This window comes from Paraburkholderia caffeinitolerans, from assembly GCF_902859945.1.
Taxonomy (GTDB): Bacteria; Pseudomonadota; Gammaproteobacteria; order Burkholderiales; family Burkholderiaceae; genus Paraburkholderia; species Paraburkholderia caffeinitolerans.
The window spans coordinates 244,679-268,352 of the sequence record NZ_CADIKL010000003.1; the positions used below are offsets into that span (position 1 = coordinate 244,679).

Here is a 23,674-nt window from a genome sequence, read left to right on the forward strand (position 1 = left end):
TTCGGGCGCCGTTCTTGTTTGCGCGTAGCCGGAATGGCGCGCTGGTGGCCGCCGGCGGATCAGATGATCGGCGTCGTGCAGCCGTCCATCGGCACGATTGCGCCGGTCACGTAACTGGCCCGGCGGCTCGCCAGGAAGAGCGCGACGTCGGCGATTTCCTCGGGTTTCGCGTAGCGCCCGAGCGGCACCCTGGCCTCGCCGCGCGTGAGTGCGTCTTCGGCACTGATGCCTTCGCGTCCCGCTTCCAGTTGCATGGCCTCTTGCAGGCGTTCGGTGAGTGTCGCGCCCGGGTTGATCGCGTTGATGCGGATGCCGTAGCGCGCGTGGTAGTGCGCCAGCCCCACCGTGGCAAGCATGAGCGCCGCATTCGCCGCGCCGCCCGCGATATGAATGTCGCTCGCGTACTTGCCGCCCATCCCGATGATGTTGACGATCGCGCCGGGCTCCCTGGCCGTGCCCGCCTTGATGCGATCCACCATGCGGCGCAGCACCTCCTGCTGCGGATAGATGTACGGGAAGTACTTGGCTTCCATGGTCGCCTTGAATGCTTCAGCGTCGAGCAGTTCCGGGTCGTAGCGGCGGGCAGCGCCCGCGCTGTTAATGAGGATGTCGATGGGGCCCACGGCCGTGGCGACTTCCTCGACCACGTCGGCGGCGCTATGGGGCTCGTGCAGGTCGGCGCGCGTGAGATGGATGTGGAGCCCCTCGCTCGCCAGTTGCTCGCGTGCCCGCGCCAGATTGGCGGGATCGCGCGAGACGATCGCGACTTTCGCGCCTTCCTTGGCGAATGCGCGGGCGCAAGCGAGGCCGATCCCCTTGCTGCCGCCGGTAACGAGAACTACTTTGCTGCCGAGTCCGAGTTCCATCGCTGCCTCGCTGCACGAAAGTGAAAAACAGTCCCAAAACGATAGCAGACGCGCAGCGCGCGCGAAACCGCCTAAGTCTTTTGATTGGCCTTTCGGCCAGGGATTGGCGGGTTGCGGACGCTGCGCGGAGGAAAACGCGGCTGGTGCGTTCGGCTCAGAACGCGCGGCTCAGAACGAGCCAGTGGCGAAGCGGGCGATTGGATCGTCGCTCGATTGCGTTGGAGCAGGGGCGCTGCCGCCTGCCGTCGACGCGCGCATGATCTGTGCGGGCGCGCCCGAGGGCGGCGCGGGTTCGATTGACGTTGAACCCGCTTGTGCGGCTTGGCGTGCTGCAGCGTTCATGCCGGGCGGCGGCGGCTCGAAGGCATCGGCAGCGGCGTTGATGGCGTCGCGTGGAGCGGCTGCGGGGGCAATAGAGGCAGCGGGCGCGACGGCGGGCGCAGCCGCGCCGGCTTGGCGGGCCTGAGCCTGGGCGGCGTTGAGCGCGGCGGGCGGCGGCTCGAAGGCGTCGGCCGACGGCGTGGAGCTTGTGCCTGAAATCGGCACGGCGCCGTCGGCATAGCCGGGCTGAGGTGTTGACGTCAAGCGGCTCTGATCCACCGTAGCCATGCGCGGCGCGGTGGCGGGTGCCGTGGCGGTTGCAGCGGCGTTGGCTCGCGTGGCGGAAGGCGCCGCAGGAGCCGGAGCAAGGGTGGGAGCCGCAGCCGCAACGGCCGCCGACGGTGTGGCAGGCGCAGGCGTGGAGGCTTCCCAGGTTGGGGTGTCGAACGGCGTGCTCGGAGCGCGCTTCGCCGGCGCCATGCGGCGAATGCCGTCGAAATGCTTGGCCCAGTAGGGGTTGGTCAAGTAATCGAGCCGCACTGTGCCGCCTGTGGACGGCGCATTGACGAAGCGCAGCTTGCCGACATAAATGCCTACGTGGGAGTGCGGCCGGCCGGTCGTGTTGAAGAACACGAGGTCGCCAGCCGCGATTTCGTCGGGATCGATGACCTCGCCGCGCTGACTAATGTCAGCCGTGGTGCGCGGCAGGTCCACTTGCGCCGAGCGCGCGAACACATACTTTACCAAACCGCTGCAATCGAAGCCGCTGTCGGGCGTATTACCACCCCAGCGGTATGGAATGCCGACGAGGCTCATCGCCTGGATGGAGATTTCCTCGCGCCCGACGCTGTGATCGACGAAATTGGGGAAGCCCGGTGGCTTGGTGCGCCACGCGTTGGCGCTCGAGCCCGAACTTTCGCTGCGCGAGTTCTTCTGCGGCGCGCTGGAGCACGCTGCAAGAAAGACCACGATCAGTAAGGGAAGCCAGAGTCGCCGCATGAAAAATACAACCGGCAAACGCCGAGCATTTGCCATTGGGGAAAACCGGTAATGAGCGGATGGTAGCCCGCCGAACATGGCTTCGGCAAGAATTCTTCACAACTTACTTGAAGTTTGCAGGTGGGCTGTTGCCGGTTCGGCACGCCGAAGCGCGCTTCGACGGATAAAAAAAGACCGTATCCGGTTGCCCGGATACGGTCTTTGGGGATGCGGGTAGCGCTTCGAGAAGCGCTGCAAGCGTGGCTTTACAGAATGTCCGATGCGTAATCGGCGAGACGCGAGCGTTCGCCGCGCGCGAGCGTCACGTGGCCGCTATGCGCCCAACCCTTGAAGCGGTCGACTACATAGGTGAGGCCGGAGCTGCCTTCGGTCAGATACGGCGTGTCGATCTGCGCGATGTTGCCCAGGCACACGATCTTCGTGCCCGGACCGGCGCGCGTGACGAGCGTCTTCATCTGCTTGGGCGTCAGGTTCTGCGCCTCGTCGATGATCAGATACTTGTCCACGAACGTGCGGCCGCGCATGAAGTTCATGCTCTTGACCTTCAGGCGCGAGCGGATCAGTTCCTGGGTCGCGGCGCGGCCCCATTCGCCGGCGGCATCGTCGGTTTTCTGGAGCACTTCGAGGTTGTCGTCGAAGGCGCCCATCCACGGCTGCATCTTTTCCTCTTCGGTGCCGGGCAGGAAGCCGATGTCTTCGCCTACCGGCACCGTCGCGCGCGTCACGATGATCTCGTTGTAGCGCTTGTCGTCGAGCACTTGGGCGAGGCCCGCCGCGAGCGCGACGAGCGTCTTGCCCGTGCCGGCCTGACCGAGCAGCGTGACGAAGTCGATCTCGGGGTTCATCAGCAGGTTCAGCGCGAAATTTTGCTCACGGTTGCGCGCCGTGATGCCCCACACGTTGTTCTTGTGGTGGCCATAGTCGCGCAAGGTTTGCAGCAGCGCCGTCTTGCCGTTGAGCTCGCGCACGATCGCGTGGAACGTGGGCTCGCCGTTCTGCGGCTCCAGATAGACGAACTCGTTCACGAGCATCGAGAGGCACTCGGGACCCGTCACGCGGTAATACGTGGTGCCGGTCTTGGTGTCCTGCCAGGACTCCATGCCCTTCGCGTGCTTGGTCCAGAAGTCCTGCGGCAGCGCGCGGATGCCCGAGTAGAGCAGGTCCTTGTCTTCGAGAACCTGGTCATTGAAGTAGTCTTCGGCGGGCAGGCCGAGCGCGTGCGCCTTGATGCGCATGTTGATGTCTTTCGACACTAGCACGACGAGGCTGTCCGGCCGGTCGCGCTGCAGCGCGCGCACGACGCCGAGAATCTGGTTGTCGGCCTTGCCTTCGGGCAGGCCGTCGACCGGATCGATGTGCGTGAGCGTGGTCTGGAAGTACAGACGCCCGAGCGCCTCGCGGCTGCCGAGCCGGTCGAGCGAGATGCCTTCCGAGATCGGGCCCGCGTTCGCGACGAGCTGATCGAGCGTGCGGCTCACCTGACGCGCATTGCGCGCCACTTCCGACATGCCCTTCTTGTGGTTGTCGAGCTCTTCCAGCGTCATCATCGGCAGGAAGACGTCGTGTTCCTCGAAGCGGAACAGGCAGGTCGGATCGTGCATCAGCACGTTCGTGTCGAGCACGAAGAGCTTCTGGACCTCCATGGTTTCTTCGGGGTGCAGGCGCTTCTTCGTGCTGGTGCGCGGCGCGCTTGCGGTGGTGCTGCCGGTCGTTTTGGCCGCAGGCGATTTTCCGCCGCGCGCCACGGGTGCGGCGGGCGCTTCGATTTGCGGCTCGGCATGCGCTTGCACCGGCTGCAGCAGCGCCGCGGTTTGCTGTTTGCGTTTTCGCGCCGGCGCCGGTGCGATCGGTTCGAGCGCTGCGAGTTCGGCGCTGGCAGTGTGCATGGGCACGGTGCGCAGCGTGGTTGCCGCATTGGCGGCGAGGGTCATCGGCTCGGCGACGCTGTCCGCGCCGTAGTCGGCGACATCGGCGGCGTCGTTCTCGCTCGCTGTTTTGCGCGTGCTGCGCGTCGTGCGCGCACGGGCCTTGTATTCATCGGGCGGCAGCAGGTTGCCGAGCTTGCTGGGGGGGGTAGGCAAAGGCATGGTGTCCCTCGAAAAAATCGGGTCGAGTGGTCGCGGTGTTAAACCGTACGGTGCGCTTTCGGGCGGAGCGTGCGGATGCCGGGTAGGCGTCCGCCGTGACCGCGCTTGGGTGCGCGCTCAGGTCTGAAAATGCCGGTTCGCCTGTTTTTCGATCGGCTCCTTGACGTTGACGCGCGCCGGGTCGCTAATCCGGTACGACGTGGAGGGAGTGACAGCTAACAAAGATGCAAACAAAAAAGCCGCTCCCCCGGGTGACGAGGCAAGCGGCTTGACTGCTTTAATGGCGCGTTGCCCCGGATGCGCTGAAGCGGTCATCCTGTGACCGTTCTCAAGACCGCGCGGGCGTGGCAAATGCGACAAAAAATGGGGTGGACAGGCACTCATTGCAGCCCAATATAACGCGCCTCACAGCGCTTGTACAGCCTCCAGGACCTCCTCGACATGGCCCGGCACCTTGAGCCCGCGCCACTCCTGGCGCAGCACACCGCTGGCGTCGATGAGGAACGTGGAGCGCTCGATTCCTCTCACTTCTTTGCCATACATTTTCTTCATTTTGATGACGTTGAAGAGCGAGCAGAGCGCTTCGTCGCCATCTGATACCAAGGTAAACGGCAATTCGAGTTTGGTCTTGAAATTCTCGTGCGAGCGCACGCTGTCGCGCGAGACGCCCACGATCGTCGCGCCCGCCTTCTTGAACTTCGGATAGAGGTCGCGGAACTCCATGCCTTCGCGCGTACAGCCGGGCGTGTTGTCCTTCGGGTAGAAGTACAGCACGATCTTCTTGCCCTTGAGGCTCGAGAGCGTGAAGTCGCCGCCGGTGGCGGGTGCGGTGAAATCGGGAACGGGTTGGTCGACTGCGATGGTCACGTCAGGCACGTGGCTCTCCTGTTGTTATGGGCTCGCATGGGCGGCGCAGCGCAGTCTCGTGCACGCTGCGCCGCGGCATCGCCATGCAGCGGATTTCAGTCGGGCTGGACGATCAACTGGCCCGAGCGGCCGGCGATCTCGCCCCAGGTGACAGGGTACGATGGCAGCGAATCCGGGTCCAGCGCCGCATGGTAGTCGCCCATCGTGGCAAACGTATGGCCCTGCGCGCGCCAGCCGGCGAGCAGTTGCTCGAACACCGGCGCGAGCTTCTGACCTTCGAGCTCGGCGTGCAGCGTGAACACCTGGTCGTGCGGATTGTGCTCGGTGCGCTTGAGCAGCCACGCGGCGACGTTGTCGATGTCCACGCCGTCCACGCCCAGCACTTCGTCGAGCGTGGGCAGCGTGGTGGGCATCTGCACGTGGTTGAGCGTGCGCCCGCGCACCACGGGGCGATACGGCGAATGCCCGCGTCCGTCCGAGGCGTACTGCATGCCCCACGCGTCGATCTGCTCGAACGCGGCCTCGTTCATCTGCCAGCCCGCCGCGCCATGCGTGACCGGCGCGGTGCCGAAGATCCGCGCGAAGCGCTCGTGGCTCTTGTTCATCTCGCGCGCGGTCCAGTCGGGCTCGCGGTTGCGCACGTTGTCCTGCCAGTAGACGTGATCCCACGTGTGAATGCCGCATTCGAAGCCGGCTTCGTGGATCGCGCGCATCTCGGCCGCAGCGCGCACGCCGATGTCGGGGCCGGGCAGCAGCACGCCGTACATCAGCTGCTTCACGCCGTAGTGTTCCACCACGGACGTGCGCGAGACCTTCTTGAGAAAGCCAGGCCGGAACACGCGGCGCAGCGCCCAGCCGGTGTGGTCCGGGCCGAGGCTGAAGAGGAACGTCGCGCGTGCCTTGTAGCGGTCGAAGATGCGTGCGAGATTCGGCACGCCTTCGCGCGTGCCGCGCAGCGTGTCGACGTCGATTTTCAGGACGATGCGGGCCAAGGAGCGCGTCCCTTGCTTATTGCTGCTCGACCAGCGCGCGTGCTTCGGCCACGTGGCCGCGGTACGCTTCGAAGATCTTGCGCAGTGCTTCGTCGAAAGTCGACTTCGGCGCCCAGCTGAGTTCCTGCATCGTGTTCTCGATCTTCGGCACGCGGTTCTGCACGTCTTGATAGCCCGCGCCGTAGTACGCGTCCGACGACGTTTCGACGAGCTGGACCTTCTTGGCCGTTTCGGCGTACTCGGGGAACTCGGCCGCGAGCGCGAGCATCTTGTGCGCGAGTTCGCGCACCGAGAAGTTGTTGGTCGGGTTGCCGATGTTGTAGATCTTGCCCGTGGCGACGCCGTCCTTGTTCTCGATGATCTTCATGAGCGCTTCGATGCCGTCGTCGATGTCGGTGAACGCGCGTTTTTGCGCGCCGCCGTCGACGAGGCTGATGTTCTCGCCGCGCACGATGTGGCCGAGGAACTGCGTCACGACGCGCGACGAACCTTCCTTCGGCGTGTAGATCGAGTCGAGGCCCGGGCCGATCCAGTTGAACGGACGGAACAGCGTGAAGTTCAGGCCTTCCATGCCGTAACCCCAGATCACGCGGTCCATGAGCTGCTTGGAGCACGCGTAGATCCAGCGCGGCTTGTTGATCGGGCCATAGGTCAGCGCCGAGGCGTCCGGGTCGAACTGCTCGTCGGAGCACATGCCGTAGACCTCGGAGGTCGACGGGAAGACCAGATGCTTGCCGTACTTCACCGCCGAACGCACGATCGGCAGGTTCGCCTCGAAGTCGAGTTCGAACACGCGCAGCGGCTGCTGCACGTAAGTCGCGGGCGTGGCGATCGCCACCAGCGGCAGGATCACGTCGCACTTCTTGACGTGGTACTCGACCCACTCCTTGTTGATCGTGATGTCGCCTTCGAAGAAGTGCATCCGTTCATGCTTGACGAGATCGCCGAGGCGGTCCGTTTGCATGTCCATCCCGAACACTTCCCAGTTCGTGGTTTCGAGGATGCGCTTGGAGAGGTGATGGCCGATAAAGCCGTTCACACCCAGGATCAGGACTTTTTTCATGGACGGGGGACAGATGAAGTGAGTTCGGAGAACGCGGCGGGGGTAACGATGGTCTCTTGACCATTCTGCTGGCGCCGCAGCTCGTGGATCGCGATTGCGCGGCCGTCGCCGCAGACGGCGAAAAGCGCATTATCGCTTACGTGGATACCGGGGGGCAATCCGGCTAGCTTCGACAGATCGGTGCCGGGGCGCGCCATGCGCGCGCGGGCGATCACGAAGCGCTCGCTGCCGATGTCGGTGAACGCGCCGGGATAGGGCGGCGCGACTGCGCGGATCAGGTTGTAGACGTCCTGCGCGCGCTGCATGAAATCGAGGCGGCCGTCCTCGGGCTTGCGCCCGCCGTAGTAGCTGCCGTGCGAGAGATCGTTCGGCAGATGCGGCGCCTCGCCCGCGATCAGCGCGGGCAGCACGCGCCAGAGCGTCTGTTCGGCGGCCACGGTCACTTTGTCGAACACCATTGCGGCCGTGTCGTCGGGCAGGATCGGCACGGGCGTTTGCGCGATGATTGCGCCCGCATCGGGCTTGGCGGCCATCTCGTGGAGCGTCGCGCCGGTCTCGGTCTCGCCCTTGATAACGGCCCAGTTGGTGGGCACGCGGCCGCGATACTTCGGCAGCAGCGAGCCGTGCACGTTGTAGGCGCCGCGCGGAGCGATCGCGAGCAGGTCCACCGGCAGCATGTGCCGGTAGTAGAACGAGAAGATGAAGTCGGGCCGCGCGGCGGCAACGGCCGCGCGCAGTTCGGGGCCCTTTGGATCGGCGGGCGTGATGACGTCGATACCATGTTCCTCGGCCACCGACTTCACGCTGCCGAACCAGATGTTCTCGGTCGGGCTGTCCTCGTGCGTGACGACGAGCGCGACGTCCACGCCGCGCGCGAGTAGCACCTGCAGGCAACGCACGCCCACATTGTGATAGGCGAAAACGACGGCACGCGGCTTCATGACTGTGCCCCTCGCTGTGTGCCCGGGTTTGCGCCTTGATTTGCGGCGGGTCCGGTGCCGATGTTGAGCGACGCCTGCACGCCCTGGACGACGTCCTGGCGCGGCACGCCCATTACTTCGCGGCCATTGCGCTCTTCGAGGATCGTCTGCACGAGATAGCGCGGACGCGCGCGCACTTGCTGATAGATGCGGCCGATGTATTCGCCGAGCAGGCCGAGCGCGAAGATGATCACGCCGAGCAGGAAGAACGTGATGGCGAACAGCGTGAACACGCCTTGCACTTCCGCGCCGAGGATAAAGCGGCGAATCAGCAGCAAGATGAAGAGGCCCGCCGAGCCGAGCGAGAGAATCACGCCGATGAACGAGAGCCACTGCAGCGGCACGACCGAGAAGCCGGTCACGAGGTCGAAGTTTAGCCGGATCAGGCTATAGAGCGAATACTTCGATTCGCCCGCGAAGCGTTCTTCGTGCGCGACATCGACTTCTACCGGGTTCTGCGCGAACGTATAGGCGAGCGCCGGAATGAAGGTGTTGATCTCGCCGCAGCGGTTGATCGTGTCGATGATGTGGCGGTTGTAGGCGCGCAGCATGCAGCCCTGGTCCGTCATCTTGATGCGCGTGATGCGCTCGCGCAGGCGGTTCATCATCTGCGAGGCCTTGCGGCGCCACAGGCTGTCCTGGCGTTGCATGCGAATGGTGCCGACGTAGTCGTAGCCTTCGCGCATCTTCTCGACCAGCTTGCCGATTTCTTCGGGCGGGTTCTGCAGGTCGGCATCGAGCGTGATGACGATTTCGCCGCGCGCCTGTTCGAAGCCCGCGAGAATCGCCATGTGCTGGCCGTAGTTGCCGTTGAGCAGGATCGCGCGCGTCGTGTCGGGCCGGGCGCGGAACTGCTCGGCGAGCATCGCGGCCGAGCGGTCGCGGCTGCCGTCGTTGATGAAAATGATTTCGTACGAGGTGCCGAGCGCGTCGAGCGCCGGGTACAGGCGCGCGAACAGCGCGGCGAGTCCCGCTTCCTCGTTGTAGACCGGAATGATGACCGAGACTTCCGGCGACTCCGGGGTCAAGGTGCGTTGTTCCGTTTGGGTCATGAGTGCGTCTTTTCCGTTCTGGTAATGCGTGTAATTGGCGTCGAAATTGCCGCTCTCAAGCGAGTGCGTCCCCCCTGGGCTACCGCACCCGCGTGCCTGAATCCCGTGTGAAGCGCCAGGTCAGGCGGCGGCGCCGACTGCGTACTGCGTGCAGATGTCGTCGACGGCGCGGCACACCCGCGCCACGTCGGCGACGCTCATCTGCGTGAAGAGCGGCAGCGTGACCGTGGTCGCGCCGAACCGCTCGGCGTGCGGGAACATGCCCGCACGGAAACCTTTCTCGCGATAGAGCGTGAAGAGGTGGATGGCCGGGTAGTGCACGCCCGAGCCGATGCCGCGCTCCTGGAGCTGCTCCATGAAGCCCGCGCGGTCGAGCGTGAGCTGCTCTAGCGGCAGCGTGATCTGGAACATGTGCCAGTTGCTGTTAGTGAAGTCCGCAACCGGCAGGCCCACGCCGAGCTTCACGGCAGCGCTGCCCTCGAAGCCCGTGAAATAGGCATGCGCGAGCTTGCGGCGCTGCTCGGTGAAACGCTCGATGTGCTTGAGCTGGCCGAGGCCCACGCGCGCCGCGACGTCCGTGAGATTGTACTTGCCGCCGAGCACGTCGCAGTCCATGCCGTCGAAGCCCTTGCGCGTGATGCCCTGCAGGCGATACTTGCGGGCGAGCTCCGCTTCGTCCGCGTTGTTGAGCACGAGCGCGCCGCCTTCGATCGACGTGAGGTTCTTGTTGGGGTGGAAGCTGAACGAGACGATGTCGCCGATCGCGCCGATGCGCTTACCGTTCCACGTCGAGCCGAACGCCTGCGCGGCGTCTTCGATCACGCGCAGCTTGTGCTGGCGGGCGATGGCGTAGAGGCGGTCCATGTCGACGGGCATACCGGCGAGGTAGACGGGGATGATCGCTTTCGTGCGCGGCGTGATGGCCGCTTCGAGCTTGTCGAGGTCGATGTTGCGCGTGACGGGGTCGATGTCGGCGAACACGGGCGTCGCGCCCACTTCGTAGACCACGTTGCTGGTGGCGACCCACGAGGCGGGCGTGGTGATGACTTCGTCGCCGGGGCCCACGCCCGCGATGCGCAGGCCGATTTCGAGCGTCGCGGTGCCCGAGTTGAAGGTGCGCACCGGGCGGCCGCCGCAGTACTCGGAGAGCGCGGCCTCGAACGCCTGGTTCTGCGGGCCGGTCGTGATCCAGCCCGAGCGCAGCACGTCGGCGACGCCCGCGATGGTTTCTTCGTCGATCTCGGGCTTGACGAACGGCAGGAACGGAACGGAAGACTGCGCGGATGACTGGGTCATGAGTGCTTTGCTCGTGAGAACGTCAGAAAAAATCGGAATTCGGCTGCGGTGCAAGGATGCCAGAGACACGCAGGCACGCCTCGATGCGTGCCCGGGCGTGCTACGGTGCGCTGCATCATTAGCTGCGCGCGAGCACCAACACGCCGATCAGAATGATGCCGATGCCAATCAGGCGCTGCATGCTCAGCACCTCGCCGAACAGATACCACGCTGCGAACGCGTTGACCACGTAGCCGAGCGAGAGCATCGGATAGGCGATCGAGACGTCCACGCGCGAGAGTCCCACGATCCACACGACCACGCTGAACACGTAGCAGGTGAGACCGCCGATGATCGGCAGTTGCGTCGCCAGCTTCCAGCCAATGGGCAGGATGTTCGCACGGGTGAATTCGAAGTGTCCAACGGCATTGACACCGGCTTTCAGCAACAGTTGCGCACAGGCATTCAGGCTGACGCCGGCGAGGATGCAGATGAGGGAAATCGGATTCATCGTGTTGGATGGCTAATAGGGGCCTAATAGGGGCGCGAAGTGAATCAGGGGCGGGATTGCCGTGGGCGCGCGGCTGGCGGGCCCACCACGGTTGCTCTGGCGGCGCAATGGCGGTGTGCAGACGCGCTCACTGGGCCGGAGCCGCAGCAGGCGGCCGGTACAGCCGCCATTCGCAGCCGCCACTATCCACGTTTCACGTAGCGCCGGAGCGCAGCATTATCGCCTATGCGCGCGGCATGGCCGCCGCAAGCCCGGGAATCGTCAGGATTGCGGCTTCTCGACGATCACGCGGCGCGAGTCGCGCGCGACCACCTGCATCGGGAAACCCTGGGCGGCCAGCTCGTTGTAGCGGTCCGCTGGCAGCAGCGCGAGCGCATAGCGCTCGTCCTTCCAGCGCTGCTCCCATTCCGCGATGGTCGGCACCCATTTTTGCGGCTCCTCGGAAATGCCGAAGGCCAGTTCGTCGGTGACCTGCACCATCGTCATCGTGTGACGCACGTAGAAGGGCATCGTGTGGTCGAGCACGCCCACCGAGTAGAACGGCGTGTCGGGCGGCAGTTTCGCGATGGCAGCGCGCACCGCGGGCGCGAGCGGCGCGCCCGAGCTGAGCGTGCCGAACACGTCGTGTCCCGTGCCCGCGATGGTCGCGAGCAGCAGCCACGCGGCGCCGAGCGCCACGGCCGGCGAGCTGGCGCCTGTCTCGGGCGTGCGTTTCGCGCGGTTCAGGCGCAGCCCGATCATGGTGGCGATGAAGGCGACCGCAGCCGCGGCGAACACCCAGACCTGGAACTCGCGATAGAGCGCGTTGGGGTTGCGCGAGTCGCCGATGCGCGTGAGCACGAACGAACCGGCCATCAACACAACGGCGAGCAGCGCGTAGCCCGCCAGATGACGGTTCCACTGCTTGCGGGTCATGAGCGGCAGATACAGACCGATGATGAGCGCGAGCGGCGGCGCGATCGGCAGCGTGTACGAAAGCAGCTTCGAGTGCGATGCACTGAAGAACAGGAAGATGAACAAGCTCCAGACCAGCATCAGCGTGACGGGGGCGAAGCCGTTGGGCTGGTTCGGCGCGCGCAGCGCGTGGCGCACGCTCTGCACGCTCACCGAGAGCCACGGCAGGAAGCCCACCAGCATCACGGGCACGAAGTAGTAGAACGGGCCGGGACGGTTCTGCGCGGGCGTGAGATAGCGCTGGAACTGCTGGACGATGAAGAAGAAGTTGAAGAACTCGGGATTGCGCTGCTGCACCAGCACGAACCACGGCGAGACGATCGCGAAGAACACGATCAGGCCGCTCACGAGGTAGAGGCGCTTCCAGAGCGCCCAGTCGCGCGCGATCACCGTGTAGAGCACCAGCACGGCGCCCGGCAGGATCAGGCCGATCAGGCCCTTCGAGAGCACCGCGAGCGCCATCGCCCCCCAGCAGACCCACATCCACAGGCGCGCCGCGCGCGTAGACAGGTTCGGGCGCTGGGCGAGCAGCAGCGCACAGAGCGTGAGCTCCATCCAGAACGACAGGGCCATGTCGAGCGTGTCGAAGTGGCCCATCAGGTTCCAGTACGGCGCGCAGGCGAGTACGAGCGCGGCGAAGAAGCCCGTGGCGGCGTTGAAGACGCGTGCGCCGGTGAAGCCGATCAGCAGCACGCCTGCGAAGCCCGTGAGCGCCGTGTAGAGACGCGCCTGCCATTCACCGATGCCGAACCACGCGAACGTGAGCGCGTTCATCCAGGTTTGCAGCGGTGGTTTCTCGAAATACTTGTAGCCGTTGTAGCGCGGGGTGATCCAGTCGCCGCTGGCGAACATCTCGCGCGCCATTTCGGCATAGCGGCCTTCGTCGCTCGGCACCAGATGGCGCCAGCCGAGCGGCACGAACCAGATGATGGCGAGGGCGACGATCAGGAGCAGGATCGTGCTGCGATTGAGCGGCAGCCGCGAGGGCGTATCGTTCATGGGTTCCAGCCTGTTCTTGTTGATGTTGCGGTCGGTCAGGCGGTGCGGCGCCCGTGATATCGCAACGGGCGTGCAGCGCCCGCTGCGGCGCGCAAGTGTACTACGGCGCGCCGGGCTTACCTGAAGGCGGGCTTAAGGCGATGCGAGACGGCTCAGCTTTCGGTCAGGATTGAATCAGGATTCGATCAGTAGCGCGGCGGCCACGCGCCGGCCTTCGGCCATCAGGATGTTGTAGGTGCGGCAGGCGGCCTTGAAGTCCATGGCCTCCACGCCAATGCGCTTCGCGGCCAGCGCCGCGGTCAGGCGCGGATGGGGGAAGCGCAGTCGCTCACCGCTGCCGAACACCACGACCTCGGGGTCGAGCGGCAGTAGCATCTCGAAAAGTTCGGGGCTCAAGGCGTCGAACGCGCTGACCGGCCAGGGTATGACGGGCGTCTCTGGCATCACGATGACGCTGCCGGTGTGGCGTTCGAGGTTGATTTCGACGTAATCGGCGCCGTAACTGGTGACGGTGTTCAGGGCGCCGCTGGAGTCCTGGTGTAGTTTCAAAACTTCGGTTCCGGAAGGTCTCGGTTCGGGAGGCGCGCGGCTTATTGCGCATTGCGGAAGTCGGCCAAAATCCGCTAAATTATAGCTTTTTAGCGGCTGCGACGACGGGCCTTGCTCAAAGGGCCCGATGACGTGCTTGAACGTGCGCTTAAAGGCGCACCGAAAGGGTGCAGCCAGCGCCGGCCCCGGCAGCGAGCCTTCCGCGCGCGTCGGGTGCGTGCCTGATGTGTTCCGGTGTGCCCTGGTAGCATCCGCATCAGCCCATCGGCCCGGGTCATCATCCATCGAAGGGCGAACGCAGTCACAAGCTGCAGGCTGGCTGCCAGACCGTACAATCCATGCTTCGTGCAATTGTGTGCTGCCTCTGTGCGGCCCGCAGCCCCGCGCGTCGTCTATGCCGATCAACCCCGTCGCAGCCCGATCCAGATTTTCAGACTGCCCCCGGACACAACAAACGCTTTTGGACCAACCGCCCGCCGTGAAACCGATCCTCAAATCCAACAAGCTGCAGAACGTTTGCTACGACATCCGGGGGCCGGTGCTCGAGCATGCCAAGCGCCTTGAAGAAGAAGGCCACCGCATTATCAAGCTGAATATTGGCAATCTCGCGCCGTTCGGCTTCGATGCGCCCGACGAGGTCATTCAGGACATGATCCTGAACCTGCCGGGCTCCTCGGGGTATTCGGACTCGAAGGGCGTATTCGCCGCGCGCAAGGCGATCATGCATTACGCGCAGCAAAAGGGCGTGAAGGGCGTCGAGCTTGACGACATCTACATCGGCAACGGCGCGTCCGAGCTGATCGTGATGGCGATGCAGGCGCTCCTGAATGACGAGGACGAAGTGCTGCTGCCGGCGCCCGACTATCCGCTCTGGACGGCGGCGGTGAGCCTGTCGGGCGGCACGCCCGTGCATTACATCTGCGACGAATCGAACGCCTGGATGCCGGATCTGGACGACATCCGCGCGAAGATCACGCCTAACACGCGCGCGCTGGTGGTCATCAACCCGAACAACCCCACGGGCGCGCTGTACTCGGACGAGCTGCTGCGCGGCCTCGTGGCCATCGCGCGCGAGCACGGCCTGATCATCTTCGCCGACGAGGTCTACGACAAGATCATTTACGACGGCAAGACCCACACGGCGCTCGGCTCGCTGTCCGAAGACGTCATCACGGTCACGCTGAACAGCCTGTCGAAGAGCTATCGCGCGTGCGGTTACCGCGCGGGCTGGATGTTCCTGTCGGGCTTGACGGCCGAGAACCGCCGCCGCTCGAAGGATTACACCGAGGGCCTGGGCATTCTGGCCTCGATGCGCCTGTGCGCGAACGTGCCGGGCCAGTACGCGATCCAGACGGCGCTGGGCGGCTACCAGAGCATCAACGAGCTGATCCAGCCGGGCGGGCGCCTGTATCGTCAGCGCGAACTCGCCTACAACATGCTCACGGCCATTCCTGGCGTGACCTGCGTGAAGCCCGAGGCGGCGCTCTACATGTTCCCGCGCCTCGACCCGAAGCTTTATCCGATCCAGGACGACCAGCAGTTCATCCTGGACTTGCTGCTCGCTGAGCGCGTCTTGCTGGTGCAGGGCACGGGCTTCAACTGGAAGCAGCCGGACCACTTCCGCGTGGTGTTCCTGCCGAACGTCGACGACCTGACCGATTCGATCAACCGCATCGCGCGCTTCCTCGACAACTACCGCCAGAGGCACGGCACCTGAGCCGCGTCCGGCACATACGCCATGCGCGCCGCGCGGCTGATTGTCTGGCGCGGCGCAACCGCTTTTCCTTTTAAACACTTAGACGAACACACGCTGCATGGAACCGATCAAAGTAGGTCTCTTGGGCTTCGGCACGGTGGGCAGCGGCACCTTCACGGTACTGCGCCGCAACCAGGAAGAAATCAAACGCCGCGCGGGCCGCGGCATCGAGGTCGCGCGCATTGCCGTGCGCAACCCGGCCAAGGCCACGGCGGCGCTCGGCGCCGAAGCCGGCACGGTCGAATTGACGAGCGACTTCAACGCGGTCGTCGATGATCCGTCGATCTCGATCATTGCCGAAATGATCGGTGGCACGAGCGTCGCGAAGGACCTCGTGCTGCGCGCCATCGCCAATGGCAAGCACGTGGTCACCGCGAACAAGGCGCTGCTGGCGGTCCACGGCACCGAGATCTTCGAAGCGGCGCGTGCCAAGGGCGTGATTGTCGCTTTCGAGGCGGCGGTCGCGGGCGGCATTCCCATCATCAAGGCGCTGCGTGAAGGCCTCACGGCCAACCGCATCGAGTACATCGCCGGCATCATCAACGGCACCACGAACTACATCCTCTCGGAAATGCGCGAGCGCGGCCTCGACTTCGCGACCGCATTGAAGGGCGCCCAGGAGCTGGGCTATGCCGAAGCCGATCCGACCTTCGACATCGAAGGCGTGGACGCCGCGCACAAGGCCACGATCATGAGCGCGATCGCGTTCGGCGTGCCCGTGCAGTTCGACAAGGCTTACGTGGAAGGCATCAGCAAGCTCGACGCCATCGACATCAAGTACGCGGAAGAACTCGGCTATCGCATCAAGCTGCTCGGCATCGCGCGCCGCACGGAGAAGGGCATCGAGCTGCGCACGCACCCGACGCTGATCCCGGCCAAGCGCCTGCTTGCGAACGTGGAAGGCGCGATGAACGCGGTGGTCGTGCACGGCGACGCCGTGGGCACGACGCTCTACTACGGCAAGGGCGCGGGCTCGGAGCCGACGGCCTCGGCCGTGGTAGCGGATCTCGTCGATGTCACGCGCCTGCACACGGCCGACCCCGAGCACCGCGTGCCGCATCTGGCGTTCCAGCCGGACAGCCTCTCGAACACGCCGATCCTGCCGATCGAAGAAGTCACGAGCGGCTACTACCTGCGCCTGCGCGTGGCCGACCAGACCGGCGTGATGGCCGACATCACGCGCATCCTCGCCGACAGCGGTATTTCGATCGACGCGCTGCTGCAAAAGGAATCGGAGCAGGTCGACGCGCAGGGCAAGGCGGAAACCGACATCATCCTGATCACGCATGAGACGGTCGAGAAGCGCGTCAACGCGGCAATTGCGCAGGTGGAGAAGCTGGCGACCGTGAAGTCGTCGGTGACGAAGCTGCGCATGGAAGGACTGAACTGAAGCGCTGAATAAGGCAAAGGCAATGAATTACGTATCGACGCGCGGCGCGGGTGCCGGCGAGCATCACTCGTTTTCCGACATCCTGCTGGGCGGCCTCGCGCGCGACGGCGGCCTGTATCTGCCGGCCGAGTATCCGCGCATTAGCCAGCAAGAACTCGCGCGCTGGCGCGGCCTCTCGTACGCGGACCTCGCGTTCGAGATTCTCTCGAAGTTCAGCGACGACATTCCCGCCGAGGACCTGCGCGACCTGACGCGCCGCACCTATACCGCCGCCACGTACTGCAACGTGCGCCATGGCGAGGACGCGAGCAAGATCACGCCGCTCACGACGCTCGGCGAGGAAAACGGCGCGCAGCTCTCGCTGCTCGAACTCTCGAACGGCCCGACGCTCGCGTTCAAGGACATGGCGATGCAGCTGCTCGGCAATCTGTTCGAGTACGCGCTCGCGAAGGCGGGCCAGCAGCTGAACATTCTTGGCGCGACTTCCGGCGACACCGGCAGCGCCGCCGAATATGCGATGCGCGGCAAGAAGGGCGTGCGCGTGTTCATGCTCTCGCCGCACAAGAAGATGAGCGCGTTCCAGACCGCGCAGATGTTCAGCCTGCAAGACCCGAACATCTTCAATCTCGCGGTGGAAGGTGTGTTCGACGATTGCCAGGACATCGTCAAGGCGGTCTCGAACGACCACGCGTACAAGGCGCAGCAGAAGATCGGCACGGTCAATTCGATCAACTGGGCGCGTGTCGTGGCCCAGGTCGTCTACTACTTTGCGGGTTACTTCGCGGCTACGAAGAGCAACGACGAGCGCGTCTCGTTCACGGTTCCTTCGGGCAATTTCGGCAACGTCTGCGCGGGCCATATCGCGCGCATGATGGGCCTGCCGATCGAGAAGCTCGTGGTCGCCACCAACGAGAACGACGTGCTCGACGAGTTCTTCCGCACGGGCATCTATCGCGTGCGCGGCTCGGCCGAGACCTATCACACGACCAGCCCGAGCATGGACATCTCGAAGGCATCGAACTTCGAGCGCTTTGTCTACGACCTGCTTGGCCGCGATCCGTCGCGCGTGACGCAGTTGTTCCGCGACGTCGAGGAAAAGGGCGGCTTCGATCTCGCGGCCAGCGGCGACTTCGTGCGTGTGCAGCAATTCGGTTTCGTGTCGGGGCGCAGCAGCCACGACGACCGCATCGCGACGATCCGCGACGTGTATGCGCGCTATCAGACCATGATCGACACGCACACCGCGGACGGCGTGAAGGTCGCGCGCGAGCACCTGCAACCGGGCGTGCCGATGATCGTGCTCGAAACCGCGCAGCCAGTGAAGTTCGGCGAAACGATTCGCGAGGCGCTCGATCGCGAAGCGGAGCGCCCGGCCGCGTTCGAAGGCCTGGAGGCGCTGCCGCAGCGCTTCGAAGTCATGCCGGCCGATGCCCAGCGCGTGAAGGACTTCATCGCCGCCCACACGGGGCTTTGATGGCCCACTGAGTGGCCGTATGAACCCTGGTCGCGCTCGCGACCAGGGCGCTGCAAATTCGTGGCATAAAGCGTAGCGGCGCAACGCCGCGTCCTCGCCGCTACAATACCGACAGACCACTTCTGTCGAAGGCGCCGCACGCGGCGTCCAGTCAAGCCCAACATCCCCGCCAATGTCCACGCCTCAATCGCCATCCTCCGCTGCCGCCGCGCCTGCGCCGCGCGCGCCGATGCTTTCGACCGCCGACGCGCTCGCCACTTTGCTGGCCGCCGCCAGGCCCCTGACCGATGCCGCGCACGGCAGCGCCACCGAGACACTATCGACCTTCGACGCGCTCAACCGCGTGCTGGCGGCCGAGGTCGTCTCGCCGCTCGACGTGCCGCCGATGCACACGAGCGCGATGGACGGCTACGCGGTGCGCGTGGCCGATCTCGCGCAGGGCAGCCGCCGTCTGCCGGTTTCGCAGCGCGTGCCCGCCGGGCATGCGCCGCAGCCGCTGGCGGCGGGCACGGCAGCGCGCATTTTCACGGGCGCGACGGTGCCTCCGGGCGCCGATGCCGTAGTGATGCAGGAGCAGACTGAGGCCGCCGACGGCGAGGTGACGATCCTGCATGCGCCGAAGGCGGGCGAGTGGATTACGGCTCAGGGCGCCGATATCAAGAACGGCGCCGTGATCCTGCCCGTGGGCACTCGGCTCACGCCGGCGGCGCTCGGGCTGGCGGCGTCGGTGGGCTGCGCGACGCTCACGGTTGTGCGTCGCGTGAAAGTGGCGGTGTTCTTCACCGGCGACGAGTTGACCATGCCGGGCGAGCCGCTCAAGCCGGGCGCGATTTACAACTCGAACCGCTTCACCCTCACGGGCCTGTTGCGCAATCTCGGCTGCGAGGTCACCGACTACGGCATCGTGCCGGACCGGCTCGACGTCACCCGCGCGACGCTGCGCGAGGCCGCCGCGAAGCACGATCTGATCCTGACCTCGGGCGGCGTTTCCGTGGGCGAGGAAGACCACGTGAGGCCGGCGGTGGAGGCCGAAGGGCACATCAACATGTGGCAGATCGCGATGAAGCCGGGCAAGCCGCTGGCGTTCGGCGCAGTGCGCCGGCCGCAGGACGCGAATCAGGCTGCCGCCGACGAGGCGTTTTTCATCGGCTTGCCGGGCAATCCGGTGTCGAGCTTCGTGACCTTCCTGCTGTTCGTGCGGCCGTTCCTGCTGCGCCTGTCCGGCGCGACGCACGTGAGTCCGCGCGCGCTTTCTCTGCGCGCCGATTTCTCGCAGGCCAAGGCCGATCGCCGCAACGAGTTCCTGCGCGCGCGCGTGAACCCGGCGGGCGGCCTCGACCTGTTTGCGAATCAGAGCTCGGCGGTGCTCACATCGACGGTATGGGGCGACGGCCTCATCGACAATCCGCCGAATCATGCGATCAGCGCGGGCGAAACCGTGCGTTTCATTCCTTTCACCGAACTGCTGTATTGAGTTGAGCGTTATCCGATGAAGATCCAGTTGAAATTTTTTGCGAGCGTGCGCGAGGCGCTGGGCGTGGCCGACGAGACGGTCACGCTGCCCGATGGCATCGTCACGGTGGGCGACGTGCGCGGCTGGCTGCGTGCGCGCGGCGGCGTGTGGTCGGAAACGCTGGCGGAGGGGCGTGCGCTGCGCATGGCCTGCAACCATGTCATGACCGATCCGGCCACGCGCATCACCGATGGCTGCGAAGTGGCGTTTTTCCCGCCGGTCACGGGCGGCTGATTCACAAAGACGACCAAGGGCGACGAGGAGAGCGGCCATGCCAGTACGTGTCCAGACCGGGGATTTCGACCTGACGACCGAAGTTGCGCAACTGCGTGCGAGTAATCCGGCGATTGGCGCGGTGGCGTGCTTCGTCGGGACCGTGCGCGACATCAATGACGGCAGCGCGGTCGCGGGTATGGAGCTCGAGCACTATCCGGGCATGACCGAGAAGGCGCTGGAGGGCATCGTCGCTGAGGCGCAGCGGCGCTGGCCTGGCATCGAGGTGCTGATCATCCATCGCGTGGGCAAGCTCGCGCCGCTCGACCAGATCGTGCTGGTGGCGACGACCTCGAAGCATCGTGGCGATGCGTTCGCGTCGTGCGAGTTCGTGATGGACTACCTGAAATCCGAGGCGCCTTTCTGGAAGAAGGAAGAGACTGGGGAAGGCGCGCGCTGGGTCGATGCACGCGAGAGCGACGATGCGGCGCTCGCGCGCTGGGGCGTGACGTCGACGAATGCGGCGAAAGAAGCCTGAACGCGCCGTCGACCGTGAAATAGTTCAGGTATCGCGGAATTATTGGGTTGACACCCGAGCGGCCACAGATAGTTCCGATATTTAAGGTTTTATTGGATTCCCGTCCGATTTTGAGCCATAATTCCGTTATTGGCGGAATTATGGCTGTCAAGGCACTGCCAGCCGCCATTATTCCTGATATATCGGAACTATGGCTCGCGTACTACCGAAACCCATCGAGTTGACTCCGGGCGCGCCCGACCTGGCCGCACTCGGCCGGCTCGTGCGCAATCGACGCGCTCAGAGCGCGTTGCGCATCGACGATGCAGCCGACCAGATCGGCGTTTCAAAAGACGTGCTCTCGCGGTTGGAAAACGGGCGCCCGATCGGTCTCGACAAGCTGTTCCTGATTCTCGACGGCCTCGGCTTGAGCCTGCTCGTGCTGCCGCGTGTCGAGGCGTCCGAGGTGCTCCACATGCTCGATTCGTCCGGCGAGGAGCGCCGTTGATGCGACACGCCCTGAATGTCTCGACGAATGGCGAGCCGGTCGGCTCACTAGGCTTCGAGCCTCGCGAGGATCGTTACGACTTCCGCTACGAAGACGGCTGGCTTGCTCGGCGTGACGCGTTTCCGCTCTCGCCGCATATCGGGCTCGATGGCGCCGCGCCCCCCACGGGCACGCTTGCTCGCTTCATCGGCAATCTGCTGCCGGAAGGGCGGGCGCTCGACGTCGCTTCGATCGTCTACCAGATTTCGAAAGACAACCTCTACGGCCTGATTCGCATGCTCGGCCAGGAGCCGGTCGGGGCATTGAGCTTTCTTGTCACGGGCGAGGAAACCCAGCCGATGGCGGCCGCTTCACAGGTCGCGGTGGAGAGTGGGGCGCCGTTGGGCGACCACGGGCGCCGCATCGTCGGCGAGGAGGAGTTGACGGAGCGCATCCGTGACCGTGACACGCTGCCTTTTCCGGTATGGGACAAGCGCGTGCGTCTGTCCATCGCCGGTTATCAGGACAAGTTGCAGGTGTTGGTGGAAGGCAGCCAGCTTTCGCTCGTCGACGGTAGTCCGCTCAGCTCGACACACATTCTCAAGCCCGAGTCGCGCAATCCGGGCACGCCGTTCATGGTCGCCAACGAGCACTTCTGCATGACGCTCGCGGCGCGCATGGGCTTGCCGGTCGCGCCGGTGACGATCCGCAGGATTCCCGAGCCGATCCTCCTCATTGAGCGCTTCGATCGCGTGGTCGAGCAGGAGATTAGTTCCGGGCGTGTGGCGGCAGTCAAGCGCCTTCATGTGATCGACGGCTGTCAGGCGCTGGATTTGCCCGTTTCGTTCAAGTACGAGCGCAACTTCGGCAATACGGCAGACGTGCGGATGATCCGCGAAGGCGCGAGCTTCGAAAAACTCTTCGCGTTGACGTCGCGCTTCGTTACGCCGGCGGCTGCTCGTACGTTCCTCACGCGCTGGGCGGTGTTCCAGTTGCTCATCGGCAACAGCGATGCGCACGGCAAGAATCTCTCGTTCTTCATGCAGCGCGGCGGCCTCGTTCCAGCGCCGCTATACGACCTTGTGTCGGTGAACGCGTACGGCGAAATGGTCGAGCAGGAAATGGCGATGGGTTACGGCGACGCGTTTCACCTCGACGCGGTCACACCGTTCGAATTGGCGTGCTTCGCGCAGCGCACGGGTGTACAGCCGCGCTATCTCGCGCGTGAGCTGGTCCGCATGGCGTACGCGGCACGCAGCCTGGCTCCGGAATTGGCTCGGAGCGCGACTTATGTCGGTGAAGAGCGCGGGCTGCTACAGACCGTCGCGGACTTTATCGTCGGGCAGGCCGAGCGTTTGGAGAAGATGGCGCCCGAGGTGCCGAAAGTCGATCGCAAACTGCTCTGAGACGAGGCATTCGGCAAGCGGGGTGTTATGCAACTAACAGCCCGGCGCATCCCGCGCATGCATGGCGGGCGCGTTCAGTGCGAGCGCGCGGCTTCGTCCTCATTCTCGTCCATCGAGCGGCCAATGAATTTGGCCGGAAACGGCTCGCCAGCCGGTCGAGTGGGCAGATCGTGACCGTGATCCGTCGGACGGCGGCGCGGTGCGATCGAATCGAGTAGGGCCTGCTGTTCGGGCGGAACCACGTAATCCCAGCCGAAGCGGCTCAACTGCAGACTTTGCGCGATGCGCAGCGCGGGCTCCATGAACTGCACGGCCACAGCGGGCTCGTAATGCGCCTGAACCGTGTCGAGGAACAGATAGAGCCAGTGGCTGAAATGCTTCGGCTCGACGCCCGGCACCGGGTCATGCGCCTGCTGCACATTGCCGCGGTAAGTCTTCGTGCCGAGCACGAGGCTCGACCAGAAACGACACATTTTCGGTAGATGCTCGTCCCAGCGGCCAGCCAGCACCCCCTCGAAAACAGGACCGAGCAGGGCATCCGCGCGCACACGGTCGTAGAACGCGTAGACGAGCTCGCGGATGTTGTCTTCGGTAGGGGCGGTGTGCCGCGCGGGAGCGGCGCTGGTGTCGGGGTGCGTCATGTCGGAAGCCTGGGGGCGGGGCGCTGAGCCGCCACACAACGAATGATTTTGCGAAGTACTGATCGAAGCGATCATAATACCCAGGCGATCAAAAACGTGCATGCGACTTGCATGTTATTGTATGGTTATTCGCGCTCGCGCGCCCACTGACAGCCTGGCACCATGAGACTGACCGACTACACCGATTATTCGCTGCGCGTGATGCTTTATCTCGCGCTGCGTCGCGACGGGCTCTCGACCATCCAGGAGATCTCGGATGCCTACGGCATTTCGAAGAACCATCTGATGAAGGTGGTGCAGCGTCTGGGCGAGCTCGGCTGGGTCGATACCATCCGTGGGCGCAACGGTGGCCTGCGGCTCGGGCAGAATTCGCTAGAACTGAGCGTCGGCGCAGTAGTGCGGCAGACCGAGAGCGATTTCGCGCTGGTCGGATGCTTCCCCGACGAGCATGGCGAGCGCCGAAGCTGCGTCATTGAGCCGCAATGCCGGCTCAAGCATGCGCTGGCGGCGGCGCGTGACGCGTTCCTGGCCGAGCTCGACCGGCACACCATCGGCGAGCTGGCGCAGCCTGCCGGGGAGCTGACCGGCTTGCTGGGCCTCGCGCCCGTTATCCTGATGCCACGCGCGCGAGTCGTGCCGCATGCGCCGCCGGGCGAGCACTGAAGCCCACTGAAGCCCGCAGCGCGGCGCACCCGTCGCTCGCGCACGCCGCGTTTCCCCGCTTAGCGTCTATTCTCACAAAGGTGCCTCGCCACACCGCAC

Annotated in this window: 23 protein-coding genes; 9 read left to right on the forward strand and 14 right to left on the reverse strand. The window is 64.9% G+C overall.

The window, feature by feature from the left end; genetic code table 11:
• Positions 1-59: 59 nt before the first annotated feature.
• The 13 genes from HV773_RS04350 to HV773_RS04405 all read right to left on the reverse strand — a co-directional run bounded on the left by HV773_RS04350 (position 60) and on the right by HV773_RS04405 (position 13,515).
• Complete coding sequence (locus tag HV773_RS04350) at positions 60-866, reverse strand: SDR family NAD(P)-dependent oxidoreductase (protein ID WP_129562149.1); 807 nt, start codon at positions 864-866, stop codon at positions 60-62.
• Positions 867-1,034: 168 nt separating this feature from the next.
• A complete protein-coding gene (locus tag HV773_RS04355) occupies positions 1,035-2,186 on the reverse strand; it encodes a C40 family peptidase (RefSeq protein WP_129562148.1) in 1,152 nt (383 codons plus the stop codon).
• Between the two features lie 245 nt (positions 2,187-2,431).
• Complete coding sequence (locus HV773_RS04360; RefSeq protein ID WP_175194344.1) at positions 2,432-4,273, reverse strand: PhoH family protein; 1,842 nt, start codon at positions 4,271-4,273, stop codon at positions 2,432-2,434.
• A 117-nt stretch (positions 4,274-4,390) separates the two neighbouring features.
• Positions 4,391-4,588, reverse strand: coding sequence for a hypothetical protein (locus HV773_RS36655; protein WP_217481892.1), 198 nt, complete (start codon positions 4,586-4,588; stop codon positions 4,391-4,393).
• A 90-nt stretch (positions 4,589-4,678) separates the two neighbouring features.
• Positions 4,679-5,140: a peroxiredoxin gene (locus HV773_RS04365; RefSeq protein ID WP_129563338.1), complete on the reverse strand. Its 462-nt coding sequence runs from the start codon at positions 5,138-5,140 to the stop codon at positions 4,679-4,681.
• A 95-nt stretch (positions 5,141-5,235) separates the two neighbouring features.
• A complete protein-coding gene (locus HV773_RS04370) occupies positions 5,236-6,132 on the reverse strand; it encodes a polysaccharide deacetylase family protein (protein WP_129562146.1) in 897 nt (298 codons plus the stop codon).
• A 16-nt stretch (positions 6,133-6,148) separates the two neighbouring features.
• On the reverse strand, positions 6,149-7,195 hold the full coding sequence (locus tag HV773_RS04375) for a bifunctional UDP-4-keto-pentose/UDP-xylose synthase (RefSeq protein ID WP_129562145.1): 1,047 nt from the start codon (positions 7,193-7,195) through the stop codon (positions 6,149-6,151).
• Positions 7,192-8,136: a formyltransferase gene (locus tag HV773_RS04380; protein ID WP_129562144.1), complete on the reverse strand. Its 945-nt coding sequence runs from the start codon at positions 8,134-8,136 to the stop codon at positions 7,192-7,194. The genes HV773_RS04375 and HV773_RS04380 overlap by 4 nt, the downstream gene beginning before the upstream one ends.
• Positions 8,133-9,227: a glycosyltransferase gene (locus tag HV773_RS04385; RefSeq protein WP_227875293.1), complete on the reverse strand. Its 1,095-nt coding sequence runs from the start codon at positions 9,225-9,227 to the stop codon at positions 8,133-8,135. Before HV773_RS04385 ends, HV773_RS04380 begins: the two co-directional genes overlap by 4 nt.
• A gap of 120 nt (positions 9,228-9,347) precedes the next feature.
• Positions 9,348-10,523, reverse strand: coding sequence for a DegT/DnrJ/EryC1/StrS family aminotransferase (locus HV773_RS04390; RefSeq protein WP_129562143.1), 1,176 nt, complete (start codon positions 10,521-10,523; stop codon positions 9,348-9,350).
• Positions 10,524-10,641: 118 nt separating this feature from the next.
• Complete coding sequence (locus tag HV773_RS04395; RefSeq protein ID WP_129562142.1) at positions 10,642-11,013, reverse strand: SMR family transporter; 372 nt, start codon at positions 11,011-11,013, stop codon at positions 10,642-10,644.
• Positions 11,014-11,274: 261 nt separating this feature from the next.
• Positions 11,275-12,966 (reverse strand): glycosyltransferase family 39 protein, encoded by a 1,692-nt coding sequence (locus HV773_RS04400; RefSeq protein WP_129562141.1) that lies wholly within the window; start codon positions 12,964-12,966, stop codon positions 11,275-11,277.
• A gap of 174 nt (positions 12,967-13,140) precedes the next feature.
• The gene (locus HV773_RS04405) at positions 13,141-13,515 is read right to left on the reverse strand and encodes an Mth938-like domain-containing protein (RefSeq protein ID WP_129562140.1); all 375 of its coding nucleotides are present in this window, start codon (positions 13,513-13,515) and stop codon (positions 13,141-13,143) included.
• 394 nt (positions 13,516-13,909) lie between these two features.
• On the opposite strand from HV773_RS04405, the gene HV773_RS04410 reads away from it, so the two are divergent.
• The 8 genes from HV773_RS04410 to HV773_RS04445 all read left to right on the forward strand — a co-directional run bounded on the left by HV773_RS04410 (position 13,910) and on the right by HV773_RS04445 (position 22,271).
• Positions 13,910-15,232 (forward strand): pyridoxal phosphate-dependent aminotransferase, encoded by a 1,323-nt coding sequence (locus HV773_RS04410; RefSeq protein WP_377728861.1) that lies wholly within the window; start codon positions 13,910-13,912, stop codon positions 15,230-15,232.
• 97 nt (positions 15,233-15,329) lie between these two features.
• Positions 15,330-16,661, forward strand: a complete 1,332-nt coding sequence (locus HV773_RS04415) for a homoserine dehydrogenase (protein ID WP_129562138.1) — start codon at positions 15,330-15,332, stop codon at positions 16,659-16,661.
• A 22-nt stretch (positions 16,662-16,683) separates the two neighbouring features.
• A complete protein-coding gene (gene thrC / locus HV773_RS04420) occupies positions 16,684-18,135 on the forward strand; it encodes a threonine synthase (RefSeq protein ID WP_129562137.1) in 1,452 nt (483 codons plus the stop codon).
• Positions 18,136-18,364: 229 nt separating this feature from the next.
• Positions 18,365-19,609 (forward strand): molybdopterin molybdotransferase MoeA, encoded by a 1,245-nt coding sequence (locus HV773_RS04425; protein ID WP_129563337.1) that lies wholly within the window; start codon positions 18,365-18,367, stop codon positions 19,607-19,609.
• Positions 19,610-19,624: 15 nt separating this feature from the next.
• A complete protein-coding gene (moaD, locus tag HV773_RS04430; RefSeq protein WP_129562136.1) occupies positions 19,625-19,882 on the forward strand; it encodes a molybdopterin converting factor subunit 1 in 258 nt (85 codons plus the stop codon).
• Positions 19,883-19,919: 37 nt separating this feature from the next.
• Entirely contained in the window at positions 19,920-20,399 is a 480-nt protein-coding gene (locus HV773_RS04435; RefSeq protein ID WP_129562135.1) for a molybdenum cofactor biosynthesis protein MoaE, read from the forward strand.
• A 190-nt stretch (positions 20,400-20,589) separates the two neighbouring features.
• A complete protein-coding gene (locus tag HV773_RS04440) occupies positions 20,590-20,886 on the forward strand; it encodes a helix-turn-helix domain-containing protein (RefSeq protein WP_174220051.1) in 297 nt (98 codons plus the stop codon).
• The gene (locus HV773_RS04445; protein WP_129562134.1) at positions 20,886-22,271 is read left to right on the forward strand and encodes a HipA domain-containing protein; all 1,386 of its coding nucleotides are present in this window, start codon (positions 20,886-20,888) and stop codon (positions 22,269-22,271) included. The genes HV773_RS04440 and HV773_RS04445 overlap by 1 nt, the downstream gene beginning before the upstream one ends.
• 74 nt (positions 22,272-22,345) lie before the next feature.
• Here the strand turns inward: HV773_RS04445 and HV773_RS04450 are convergent, their stop codons facing one another.
• Positions 22,346-22,912, reverse strand: coding sequence for a group III truncated hemoglobin (locus HV773_RS04450; RefSeq protein WP_129562133.1), 567 nt, complete (start codon positions 22,910-22,912; stop codon positions 22,346-22,348).
• A gap of 162 nt (positions 22,913-23,074) precedes the next feature.
• Here HV773_RS04450 and HV773_RS04455 point away from each other — a divergent pair, with 162 nt between their 5' ends.
• A complete protein-coding gene (locus tag HV773_RS04455) occupies positions 23,075-23,575 on the forward strand; it encodes an Rrf2 family transcriptional regulator (protein WP_129562132.1) in 501 nt (166 codons plus the stop codon).
• Positions 23,576-23,674: the final 99 nt, after the last annotated feature.

What these genes read in the sequence shown, in the direction of transcription:
- HV773_RS04350 (WP_129562149.1), bottom strand. Translation starts at nt 866, where the DNA reads ATGGAACTCGGACTCGGCAGCAAAGTAGTTCTCGTTACCGGCGGCAGC.
- HV773_RS04355 (WP_129562148.1), bottom strand. Translation starts at nt 2,186, where the DNA reads ATGCGGCGACTCTGGCTTCCCTTACTGATCGTGGTCTTTCTTGCAGCG.
- HV773_RS04360 (WP_175194344.1), bottom strand. Translation starts at nt 4,273, where the DNA reads ATGCCTTTGCCTACCCCCCCCAGCAAGCTCGGCAACCTGCTGCCGCCC.
- HV773_RS36655 (WP_217481892.1), bottom strand. Translation starts at nt 4,588, where the DNA reads ATGACCGCTTCAGCGCATCCGGGGCAACGCGCCATTAAAGCAGTCAAG.
- HV773_RS04375 (WP_129562145.1), bottom strand. Translation starts at nt 7,195, where the DNA reads ATGAAAAAAGTCCTGATCCTGGGTGTGAACGGCTTTATCGGCCATCAC.
- HV773_RS04380 (WP_129562144.1), bottom strand. Translation starts at nt 8,136, where the DNA reads ATGAAGCCGCGTGCCGTCGTTTTCGCCTATCACAATGTGGGCGTGCGT.
- HV773_RS04385 (WP_227875293.1), bottom strand. Translation starts at nt 9,227, where the DNA reads ATGACCCAAACGGAACAACGCACCTTGACCCCGGAGTCGCCGGAAGTC.
- HV773_RS04390 (WP_129562143.1), bottom strand. Translation starts at nt 10,523, where the DNA reads ATGACCCAGTCATCCGCGCAGTCTTCCGTTCCGTTCCTGCCGTTCGTC.
- HV773_RS04395 (WP_129562142.1), bottom strand. Translation starts at nt 11,013, where the DNA reads ATGAATCCGATTTCCCTCATCTGCATCCTCGCCGGCGTCAGCCTGAAT.
- HV773_RS04400 (WP_129562141.1), bottom strand. Translation starts at nt 12,966, where the DNA reads ATGAACGATACGCCCTCGCGGCTGCCGCTCAATCGCAGCACGATCCTG.
- HV773_RS04410 (WP_377728861.1), top strand. Translation starts at nt 13,910, where the DNA reads ATGCCGATCAACCCCGTCGCAGCCCGATCCAGATTTTCAGACTGCCCC.
- HV773_RS04415 (WP_129562138.1), top strand. Translation starts at nt 15,330, where the DNA reads ATGGAACCGATCAAAGTAGGTCTCTTGGGCTTCGGCACGGTGGGCAGC.
- thrC (WP_129562137.1), top strand. Translation starts at nt 16,684, where the DNA reads ATGAATTACGTATCGACGCGCGGCGCGGGTGCCGGCGAGCATCACTCG.
- HV773_RS04425 (WP_129563337.1), top strand. Translation starts at nt 18,365, where the DNA reads ATGCTTTCGACCGCCGACGCGCTCGCCACTTTGCTGGCCGCCGCCAGG.
- moaD (WP_129562136.1), top strand. Translation starts at nt 19,625, where the DNA reads ATGAAGATCCAGTTGAAATTTTTTGCGAGCGTGCGCGAGGCGCTGGGC.
- HV773_RS04435 (WP_129562135.1), top strand. Translation starts at nt 19,920, where the DNA reads ATGCCAGTACGTGTCCAGACCGGGGATTTCGACCTGACGACCGAAGTT.
- HV773_RS04440 (WP_174220051.1), top strand. Translation starts at nt 20,590, where the DNA reads ATGGCTCGCGTACTACCGAAACCCATCGAGTTGACTCCGGGCGCGCCC.
- HV773_RS04445 (WP_129562134.1), top strand. Translation starts at nt 20,886, where the DNA reads ATGCGACACGCCCTGAATGTCTCGACGAATGGCGAGCCGGTCGGCTCA.
- HV773_RS04450 (WP_129562133.1), bottom strand. Translation starts at nt 22,912, where the DNA reads ATGACGCACCCCGACACCAGCGCCGCTCCCGCGCGGCACACCGCCCCT.
- HV773_RS04455 (WP_129562132.1), top strand. Translation starts at nt 23,075, where the DNA reads ATGAGACTGACCGACTACACCGATTATTCGCTGCGCGTGATGCTTTAT.